Source organism: Thermotalea metallivorans (assembly GCF_001562415.1).
In the GTDB taxonomy this organism is placed as follows: domain Bacteria; phylum Bacillota; class Clostridia; order Peptostreptococcales; family Thermotaleaceae; genus Thermotalea; species Thermotalea metallivorans.
On record NZ_LOEE01000003.1, the window covers coordinates 110,125 to 120,457 of the forward strand.

A 10,333-nucleotide genomic window follows, 5' to 3' on the forward strand; every position below is an offset into this window, starting at 1 on the left:
CTCGAATTATGTCTTCTATTCATTTTTACTATATTTTCATTCTTTATGCAACAGAAGATTGATAGACATAGGTAATGTCTCAAGCCTACATGATCTTGTGTTTCTCAAAATACCCTTTTGTTTTCCATAGGGCATCCCGCATAAATACCATCATAAAAAGAATTGTTCCTACAAAATACATGAACACGGTAAAGTAATAGGGTGTATGATAAGTAAATCTTTCCATGAGCATACCGCCCAAAAAAACTCCGACTCCCCTTAAAATATTATTAGATAAAGCCAAAAAACTGCTAAAGGCAGCACGACAGTCCTTTTCTACCAGGTTCATGGAAAGCTCCTGCAAAACAGGTTGGGCCATATTCATTAGGGAAGATCTCATAAAAAATGAAAGGGTCACCAAGATCAATCCCTGGGGAAAGGCGATAGACAACAGAAAGGGAATAGACAATATCTGGCAAAGAACTACAACTTGGGGCTTTCCCAGCTTTTTCACTAAAAGGGGGATCAGCATGCCTCCAATGACCGTTCCCAGCTGGGAAAAGGATAGGATGCCACCCACTACCCCATCATCAATATGAAGAGAATATTTCAGATATACGCTGAAAAAAGGCACCACCATTCCTGCTCCCAATCCTATCAAAGCATTATACACCAGATATAATACTACCACAGGCTGACACATCATTTTTTTGAAATCGGAAAGGAGGTCGCTGCCTTCATAGGATGCAACTGTACTTTCTTCAATTTTAAGGAGGGGATATATTCCTGTTAGAGCAAGGAGGCTGCAGCCAATCAAAATCAACTGGGTAGCCTTGGCATTGTCCATAAATAATTTGAGATAATCCGATACATACCCTGTTGCAAAATTGCCCAACATCATGGCAATATTTTTGAGAACAAAGTTTAGGCTAAATAGGGACATCCTTTCCATAGGAGTGCTGTTATCCGTAAGAAAAGGAGGTTCCCCTGTAAACTGCACACTAAAACCGAACCCGTATAATATAGCAAAGAATACCACCAGGATCTCTTGATTTGTTCCTGCCTGCCCCAATCCCCCTATGGCAATCAGCAGTAGAGACCCGATGAAACTTTTCTTGCTGCCTATCCGATTCAATAACCATGCGGAAGGTATGGAGCCTATACCCATGGCAACCATCTGCATCGATAAAATCATGCCGACAAAGGACTCGGCATAATGCTTTTCTTTAAAATATATACCTAATAAAATGCTAAAAGCACTCATTGTAAAAAAAGATACAAAGCCGTTCAATAGATAGAACCTGGCGTTGCGGGTATATCGATTCACATATGTTTTCAGCCGTCCCATGCTATTTAGCCTCCCGAAATATTTTCCTCCCTTAATCATACGCAATTTAGGCAAATATTTCAACGATATTAATTTTTCTTAACATCATTGCCAATTTCTCTATGCCTCTGCGAAAGACAGTAAATTTTCATTTTTGAGGGAAAAATGGTATTATATTCCTAATGAAAATTTAACATTCTTCCCCCTTTTCTCCATGCTTTGGATGCTATAATATAAGTATAGGATTCTCAGGGTCCGCATATATAAAAGTATATATTTTTTCTTGCAATGAACCTGTCCAAAGTTTTCACAAGGGATACGCCAGAAAAAAACTTGTCTGAAGGAGGAATTCTGTATGATCAATGGCATGAAGATCAGAGAATTGCGAAAGGAGAAGGGATATACCTCGTTAGATCTGGCGCTAAGGACCAATTTATCAAAAAGCTATATCGAAGAATTAGAAAGAGGCGATAAAAAGAATCCCAGTTTTGCCACCATCGAAAAACTTGCAGATGCTTTAAATGTTCTGATAGATGATTTACGCATTCCGGCGAAGGCGCCTACTATTTAAGTATAAGGTGTCAGCATCACAGAAAGGAGGGAAAATGAAATGATTTCCCTCCTTTTCAATGAAAATAATTTCTCCTATGCTTTTTCTCCTCCCCACAAATTGCAGCCATACTTTCTTTTTCTTCTTTTTATACTATTTTTCTAAGTCTATCATAGGATAATGCTCCCATGACCCCCATTGTCCCTATAAACCAGCCCACAATCCTTGTGGCAATATCGGTAAAAAATTCCAAGGGCAGCATTTGAATCAAAATCTCTGTATTGGGATCCAGCAACCATAGATCATTGGTAAAAAAGATTTCATGGAAATATGTGAAATATCTGTAAAAATCAATTTTCATCAATATCAGCAATATCCCCATCAACAGAAAGGCAAACATGCTGCTTTGAAATAACCCCTTGAAGAAATCAACTTGAAAATTCCTCGAAAATTTTGCCAGCAGGAGAATTGATGCAAAAACAACCAAAGCGCTGATATTTCTTACCTTATACCCACCTTCAAAAAGATTTTTCACATCGATCATGTGCTGCTTTTCTCTTTCTCCAAAAACTTCCCGCGTCTGCCCTTTTATCTTTGCTTCTATCACCAAATCATTTTCTTGGCCTTGCAGATAGCGGATAATTTTTATCGTCACCTTTTCCAAATCTTCCATAGACATCCCTGTGACCTTGGATACTTGATATTTTTCATACTCCTTTAAGTAAAAGTCCTTATGAAAAGCATATATCTGAAGTATCGTCAGCAAAATTATCAAAGGAACAAACAGTGCAACCACGCTGCGGAACAAAAATGCAATATTTTTATATTCTTTTCCCATATGCTCTACTCCATTCTTCTAAACTCAACCGGGCCATATCCTTACCATACATTTAATATAAAAAACTTCAAATACAGCGACTCTTCATAGTTCCATAAATAAGGATGATCCTTCGCCTGGGTCCTGAATTCCACTTCCCGGATGGTTTTCTTTGCATCAAAGGCAGCCTCCTGCAGCATTTCTCTAAATAGTTGGGGATACATATAATGAGAACAGGAAGCTGTGACAAGAAATCCCCCCGGCTTCACCAACTTAAGCCCCCTTAAGTTAATTTCCTTATATCCTTTATAGGCACTTTCAATCTTCTTCGCTGATTTTGTAAAAGCTGGCGGATCTAAAATCACCACATCAAACTGTCTTCCTTCCATTTGGTATTCCCGCAATAAATCAAAGGCATTGGCGCAGACAAAATCAATTTTTCCCTCCATATGATTCAAAACCACATTTTTCTTGGCGGTCTCTATGGCATGTTCCGATATATCGACAGCCGTCACATGTTTTGCACCAAAATATGCCGCATGGAGGGCAAAGGAACCTGTATGGCAAAAACAATCTAAAACAGTACTATCCTTGACAATATCTTGAATGGCCAAGCGATTTTCCCGCTGATCCAGAAAGTAGCCTGTTTTTTGACCATTTTCAATATCCACGTACATCTTGACCCCATTTTCCTGAATAATGGTATAAGGTTCAAAAATTCCCTTCAAAAAACCCTTCTTTTGCACCAAGCCTTCCAGCTCCCTTACGGTGCTGTCATTCCGCTCATAGATTCCTGCAGGCCGTATGACTTCATCCAAGATATTTACAATGATATCCTTATACTGCTCTATGCCGTAGGTCAAAGTTTGTATAGACAGATAATCATTGAACTTGTCCACAATCAATCCCGGAATTTCATCAGCTTCCCCGTAAACTACCCTGCAGCTCGTAGTATCTACAACTTTTTTTCTGTATTCCCATGCCCTGGTGATTCGCCTTCTGAAAAATTCCTCATCAATTTCTTCAAATTTATTTCTCGTCATGAGCCGAATCAAAATAAGAGATTTTGGATTGATATAGCCCTTTCCCACAAATTTTCCCTTAAAATTATAGACCTCTACCATATCCCCTGCTGCATATTCCCCTTCTATTCTTTCCACCTCATTTTCATATACCCAGGGATGTCCTTTTTCGATCCTCTTTTTGATATTGTTTTTCAAATAAACCCTTGTCATAACACAACTCCTTTTCTTTCTATATTACTTATGGAATTCCTGTGGAATCAAAAAATCCTTTCTCCATAGAATACGATTGCAAAAATTAGGAAAAATATGATAGCCTTTTTTATTCTCCCCTTTCCCACTACACTTTTTTTATTTCCCATGAAAAAACAAATGATGTCAAGACCCATGGATAAACATCAATAATATCTCAATTTCAAAAACGGCTATCATCGAATCATATTCAACTTCATGACCTGTCCATCTGCATACCCCTCCAATAAATGTCTGGCCTCTTGCATATATGCTAATATGCCCTTTTCTCCATGAAAGGATACAATGCACATCAGGATACGTTTTGTTTCCTCTGTCACCATTGCCCTTTCCGAGTCAGAAGTGGTGCTGCCAAATTTCCCCAGGCCATCAGAAAATACGGGAATGTTCTCAAGATTGATCATGCCTCTTCCAATCCCGGCATAGGTGTCCCCGGGAACACCTATGGCAAAGGTAATGGGAGGATGAATCTTTTCTGCATCATAGGTGCATACAGGACAAAAGGACAGGATGGAAACCAGATTATTGATATCGACTACATTATTGACCTGATACAGTCCTTTCTCTTTAAGAATGCGCCGCACCAGTGCTTCAGAAGAAAGACGGTAACGGGTCGGATCATTTCCTAATTTCCTGTATACCTCCCTAGCTTTTTTGATGTTTTCAATCTGTGAGACTTCAGAAATCGTCAAGCCATTTATCAATTGCCGGCATACCTGCGTCACTTTCTCCCATAATTCCGGATGGGAATCCTTCACTTTCACCCTAGCTTCTATGCAGCCTAAAACAATATTCGGGCATATATTTTTCAACTGCTCTGAAATAATAATATGGTTCATAGATTATCCGTCTCCTTAAAACATATCTATCGCATCAACTTGATTCATATATATTCTACCACATCTTTTATCTCGAAAAATTATAAATATAAAAGAATAGGGTCACCGAACTCAGGAGCGCTGCATACTGTATAGTAGCGAAAGAAAAATATAAAAAGAAAATAATGTAAATAAGGAGGTATTTGTTGATGAGTGACACTGCAGCAGTAAAACCAGGATGTGGTTTCTTTGGTGACAACACCAGCTTACTGTTCTTCTTCCTGTTGCTAGTAGTATTATTTGGAGGATGGTTTAAGGGAAGCGGCTGCGGAACAGGTGGATTCTTAGGAGGATTTACCGATGATTCCAGTTTGCTATTCTTCTTCCTGCTATTGGTGATCCTGTTTGGCGGACCTTTCTTTGGCTTTGGAAGAACTTACTAGCGTATGAAATAGAATTGGGAATTTCCCAATTCTATTTTCCCATGCACACGAAAAATATCCCTGCATTTTTTATATGCAGGGATATTTTTTCCCAAAGAACTCTTTATCTAGCTTTTTAACCACCAAAAACTATCCTATCAAGCTTCGAACAAACACGATGGCAATCGCAACGGGCGCTACATATTTTACTAAAAATGACCAGAAAGGCGCAAGTTTGAATTCCAACTGGCCGTCATTGGAAGCTTCTTTGACGGCTTTGTCTGTTCCCCAAACCCAACCGACAAATATGCATAACAACAATCCACCCAAGGGCAGTAAAATGTTGCTGGAGATAAAATCGTAAGTATCAAAAAATCCTCTATCCCCTAAGACCTTTATGTGGGCCCATGGACCAAATGACAGGGAAGCAGGAATACCGATCAGGAATATAATAAATGCAAGTGCAACGGTTGCAATTTTCCTTTTTATCTTCCATTCGTCCACTACATAAGCAACAACAACTTCCAGCAGTGAAATAGAAGAAGTCAATGCGGCAAACAAAACTAACACAAAGAATAGTATGGAGAAAATACCCCCTAAAGGCATTTTTGCAAATACGGCCGGAAATGTAATAAAGACAAGGCCGGGTCCTGCTGCAGGTTCAAATCCGAAGGCAAATACCGCCGGAAGAACTGCAAGACCTGCCAATAATGCAACAGCTGTATCAATCAACGGTATAGTTACAGCACTTTCAGGAATATTGGTATCTTTGCTCAAATAACTGCCATAGGTGATCATGCATCCCATCCCTAGGCTCAAGGAGAAAAACACTTGCCCCAGTGCATCCAGTATAACGCCTATATTAATCTTAGAAAAATCAGGCACAAATAGATATTCAATGCCTTTAAAAGCTCCGGGAAGTGTCACAGAGCGCAACACGAGTATGATAATAATTATAAATAATGCAGGCATCATAATTTTGCTTGCCTTTTCAATTCCTCCGCCAATTCCTCCATAAACAATGAGTAATGTGGCAATCATAAAGATTGCATGATAAAAGATGGGTGTCCTAGCATCAGAAATAAGCTGTCCAAACATATTTCCCAACGTTTGGGCATCGGTAATCTTTAATCCCCCCGACAATGCCTTGACCAAATATGCAGTTACCCATCCTCCTACAACGCTGTAGAAGGAAAGGATGATAAAACCTGCCAGTACGCCTAAAGCCCCTACCCAAGCCCAATTTTTGCGAATCTTTCTGTACGCTCCTATGGCATTCAGTTGGGTATGTCTTCCAACAACGATTTCAGCAAGCATTAAAGTAAAACCTACAAGAAATAACATAACGAAATAGACCAATACAAATGCTCCCCCACCGTTTTTGCCTGCCATATATGGGAATTTCCAAAGGTTCCCCAATCCTACGGCTGAACCCGCTGCGGCCAGAATAAAGCCTATCTTGGAACCCCATTGCTCCCTTTCTCCCGAATTGTTTACATTGGCCATTTTTTTACCTCCTTCTCTTTTTCCTCCTTCTTTTTTGTCTAAACATTCTTATTTTTTTGACATACTTTCCAACATTATATTCTACAAAAATATAGAAAACTCCTTCTTCTAAAAAACATAAGGAGAAATTAAATCATAAAAAACGATTCTGATGACACCTATATCCAAGGTATCATAGAATCGTTTTCCTCACGAGAAAATCAAAAGAAAAATAGATTAACTGGAGTGAGCATCTTTCTTGATAGACCCCACAGGGGCCGGATTTGAAAGCATAAAAGCCATATACCGGATGAGCACATACAGAACCATGAGGATTGCCCACAACTCTAAGAATTTAATAAAGTATCCTAAAAAAGGACTTGTTTTTCCGGCATTTGCCAAAAATGCAGCCGTACCTTTCATTGCAATAGCAGTAATGACAAATGGAAAAGTAAAGGCCGAGTAACTGGGGTAAAATTTTAATTTAAGCATTTTGGGGATATACAACATCACCGAAATAAACATGAACAGCGACAATATGCTTAACAACATAATCATCCCCATACTTTTTTCTTGAAAAGAGTTCAAATAACCAGCCAAGCATAAACTAGCCGGAGCAGCAAAAATAGTAATGGTCGGTATCGCCGGCTCCGGTATTTCTTTCATTACCAGAACCCGATAAATAACTAAGGGCAGTAGAAGAAAATACGCTCCTAACCCAAACCAAAATATGAGCTGCCCTACATTGGCCAAACCAAATGCTGGTGCCGTTACGCTGCCGCAAACAATACCAACATAAACGATAAAATAGCTTGGAAACACCTTCTGAATATGAAAATTTAAAATATATTTCTTGGTAAAATAAATCATAAATACACCATGCATAATCAAAGCGAGCAACCATAGCCCATAGGCTGCAAGAGGAAAATGGACTTTGATGTATGTGGATAAAATCATCAATCCCATAAAAAATGTAGGCATGACGCTGGCAATAACAGGATTGTCAAAACCCTCGCCCAGAGATTTAGGCATAACCCATATTTTTATAACAAGCAATATCAGCAAAAAAGCAGACAAAGTACCGAAAATATTTTTGTATAAGCTCCCATAGGAGAATACCAGATTGCCCGCTGCAGCCAATGCCAATATAAGACCGGCTATAGGGATTGGTACCTTTTTTATCACCGAATTCATTCCGCATCCCCCATTATTCTTCAAATTGGCTACTGGTCATTTTTATTTTTTGTGCAATTTCAGGATCTTCCAGCAATCTTTCAGCAATCCATGCAGCCACTTCCCCTGTAATTTTGACGCAGTGAGCCTTTCGTTCAGGACTAGTAAATTCATAACCTTTCACTAGAACACGACAGCATGTGCTTCCATAAAGGCTTTTGATATGATCATGCAAGGCCGCAGAAACGGGAAACATTTTTTCCTTCATGGGTTCACCATGTTTCCTTCCATAGGCCATCCCCAAGGCCATGGCACCACCACTGACGGCGCCGCAAAGACATCCCGATTTACCTAAGCCAATGGGAAAAGCAGAAGCTAATTTGACAACGTCTTCCGCATAGGGCCACCCTAACAGCTCATTGATGGTATGCACCACCGCTTCGGAACAAAAAAATTCTCCACGGCCAAAATACCCTTCTGCATTTTTTCGAATAGATGCTACAATTGAATTTTTTTCCATAAAATTCATTCCCCCCATCATTTTTAGGTGATTTTCTGTTGTACGAATTCTGTAACAGAAAATTTCCTCCTCTGTAAGTTAAAATATCTCTTCTCCAGCCAACACATACAGTTATAGTATAGTGGAAAAAAATTTAAAATAAAAATAAAAAAAAACTATACCTCCTTGAATTTTCATTAAAATTTCAAATAAAAAGACTGCTATGTCCATCGCAGTCCCTTTTTTATATCGCATAATGTCCCTTCCAAACAATTTCTCTATACCTCTGGGGATCCGTATCTCCCTCCGTACTGATAAACAATATCTGAGAATCTTCATTTATATTTAGCTTTTCCGCCATATCCCCATATTCTTTTCCCTGCAATATACAGCTCAAAACCCCGATACCCACTGCACCTGATTCCCCTGAAATAATCGGCGGATCTCCCCATAATGGATTGCCAAGTATTCTCATTCCATAGGCTGCAGTATAATCCGGGCAGGATATATACATATCCGAATAATCTCTTAAAATATTCCATCCGATCATATTTGGCTCTCCGCAGGCAAGACCAGCCATGATGGTGTCCAATTCTCCTGTTACCCTATGGGCTTTCCCGTCTCCTGCTAAGGCTGATTGATATATGCATGCTGCCCTATCTGGTTCAACAATGGCCGTCACCGGCCGATTTTCCCCATACACTGCTGCCAGATATCCTTGGATTGCACCGGCAAAAGAACCCACCCCTGCTTGAAGAAAGACATGGGTTGGCCTCTCTATTCCTTCACCTTCCAATTGTTCTATTGCTTCATGGATTAAGGTTGCATATCCCTGCATGATCCACGTAGGAATATCTTCATAACCTTCCCAGGCGGTATCTTGGACCATTACTCCGTTGTTCTGATTTGCATATGCATTGGCCAGCCTAACCGTATCATCATAATTATCATCGGTTATATACGCCTCTGCTCCTTCTTTTTTGATATTTTCGAATCTTATTTTCGAAGAACCTTTCGGCATAAACACAACTGCTTTTTGTCCAAGTTGTTTTGCGGCCCAGGCAATGCCCCTGCCGTGGTTGCCGTCCGTTGCAGTTACAAAAACAATAGCTCCTAACTTTTCTTTTATTTCTTTTGATCTAAACTTTTTAAATGATAAATCTTCAATATCTATACCAAGTTTTTCACTTAGAAATTTTCCGATTGCATAAGAACCTCCCAATACTTTAAAAGCATTCAGTCCAAAACGATAGGATTCATCCTTCACCCATATGCCGCCAACTCCCATGTATCGAGCCAAATGCTTTAAATTGTGCAAAGGTGTAATAGAATACTCGGGAAAACTTTTGTGAAAGTTTCTGACCTTCGCAATAGTATTCAGGGACATAAAATCAACCGCAGATTTCTTATATTTTTCACTTCTGGCGTGCTGATTCAGCACATATCTTATTTCTTCTGCTTTTTTCATAGACTTCTCCTTTCCTACGGAATCCGGCACATCAAATTTATTCGTGTTCTTTTGAATAGCTTTTACATAGAAAATAAACCTCTGACAAAAAATAATATAATACTATCCTCCATCTCATATCTTATCTCTTAACAATACCTGAATCCAAAGATTGCGTATATATCGCTGCATCATGAAAGGTATAAATCCATTAATATTTCGTCATCAAAATTGCCATTCCCATTAAAATAATTCTTGTGAACTCCAACTTTTTTAAAGCCAAATTTCTCATACAGCTTTAAATACGCAATCATTTTTTCTGTATCTTCAATCGCAAGCTTTCTTAATATCGGCTGTTAACCGTTTCTTGAGGAATACATCATGTACATAATCTTCACTCCTTTGACTAGAAGTATACCACTTTACAAGTTTGACTAAGCTACCTGATCTTTGTCAAGGAAGCTCTGCACAGCTTCTTTAACGGTTGAATAAATTTTGGCACTTTCGAAGCTGGATACGAAAGTATCAAATATTAATTCTTT

General features: G+C 39.0%; 10 protein-coding genes. 2 read left to right on the plus strand and 8 right to left on the minus strand.

Going from position 1 to position 10,333, the window contains the following annotated elements:
• Positions 1–85: 85 nt before the first annotated feature.
• On the minus strand, positions 86–1,327 hold the full coding sequence (locus AN619_RS00695) for an MFS transporter (RefSeq protein WP_068554058.1): 1,242 nt from the start codon (positions 1,325–1,327) through the stop codon (positions 86–88).
• Between the two features lie 334 nt (positions 1,328–1,661).
• Here AN619_RS00695 and AN619_RS00700 point away from each other — a divergent pair, with 334 nt between their 5' ends.
• The gene (locus AN619_RS00700) at positions 1,662–1,877 is read left to right on the plus strand and encodes a helix-turn-helix domain-containing protein (RefSeq protein WP_068554060.1); all 216 of its coding nucleotides are present in this window, start codon (positions 1,662–1,664) and stop codon (positions 1,875–1,877) included.
• A gap of 127 nt (positions 1,878–2,004) precedes the next feature.
• Here AN619_RS00700 and AN619_RS00705 read toward each other — a convergent pair whose 3' ends face one another.
• From AN619_RS00705 to AN619_RS00715, 3 genes are all read right to left on the minus strand, one after another.
• Positions 2,005–2,694 (minus strand): TIGR01906 family membrane protein, encoded by a 690-nt coding sequence (locus AN619_RS00705; RefSeq protein ID WP_068554062.1) that lies wholly within the window; start codon positions 2,692–2,694, stop codon positions 2,005–2,007.
• A gap of 41 nt (positions 2,695–2,735) precedes the next feature.
• Positions 2,736–3,908, minus strand: a complete 1,173-nt coding sequence (locus AN619_RS00710) for a class I SAM-dependent rRNA methyltransferase (RefSeq protein ID WP_068554063.1) — start codon at positions 3,906–3,908, stop codon at positions 2,736–2,738.
• A gap of 215 nt (positions 3,909–4,123) precedes the next feature.
• Entirely contained in the window at positions 4,124–4,786 is a 663-nt protein-coding gene (locus AN619_RS00715; protein WP_068554065.1) for a B3/B4 domain-containing protein, read from the minus strand.
• Positions 4,787–4,974: 188 nt separating this feature from the next.
• Here AN619_RS00715 and AN619_RS00720 point away from each other — a divergent pair, with 188 nt between their 5' ends.
• Positions 4,975–5,208 (plus strand): hypothetical protein, encoded by a 234-nt coding sequence (locus tag AN619_RS00720; protein ID WP_068554068.1) that lies wholly within the window; start codon positions 4,975–4,977, stop codon positions 5,206–5,208.
• Between the two features lie 129 nt (positions 5,209–5,337).
• On the opposite strand, the gene AN619_RS00725 is transcribed toward AN619_RS00720, so the two are convergent.
• From AN619_RS00725 to dpaL, 4 genes are all read right to left on the minus strand, one after another.
• Entirely contained in the window at positions 5,338–6,693 is a 1,356-nt protein-coding gene (locus tag AN619_RS00725; RefSeq protein ID WP_068554070.1) for a sodium-dependent transporter, read from the minus strand.
• Between the two features lie 216 nt (positions 6,694–6,909).
• Complete coding sequence (locus AN619_RS00730; protein WP_068554072.1) at positions 6,910–7,866, minus strand: TDT family transporter; 957 nt, start codon at positions 7,864–7,866, stop codon at positions 6,910–6,912.
• 13 nt (positions 7,867–7,879) lie between these two features.
• The gene (locus tag AN619_RS00735; RefSeq protein WP_157064849.1) at positions 7,880–8,365 is read right to left on the minus strand and encodes a C-GCAxxG-C-C family protein; all 486 of its coding nucleotides are present in this window, start codon (positions 8,363–8,365) and stop codon (positions 7,880–7,882) included.
• Positions 8,366–8,588: 223 nt separating this feature from the next.
• Positions 8,589–9,812: a diaminopropionate ammonia-lyase gene (gene dpaL, locus AN619_RS00740; protein WP_068554074.1), complete on the minus strand. Its 1,224-nt coding sequence runs from the start codon at positions 9,810–9,812 to the stop codon at positions 8,589–8,591.
• Positions 9,813–10,333: the final 521 nt, after the last annotated feature.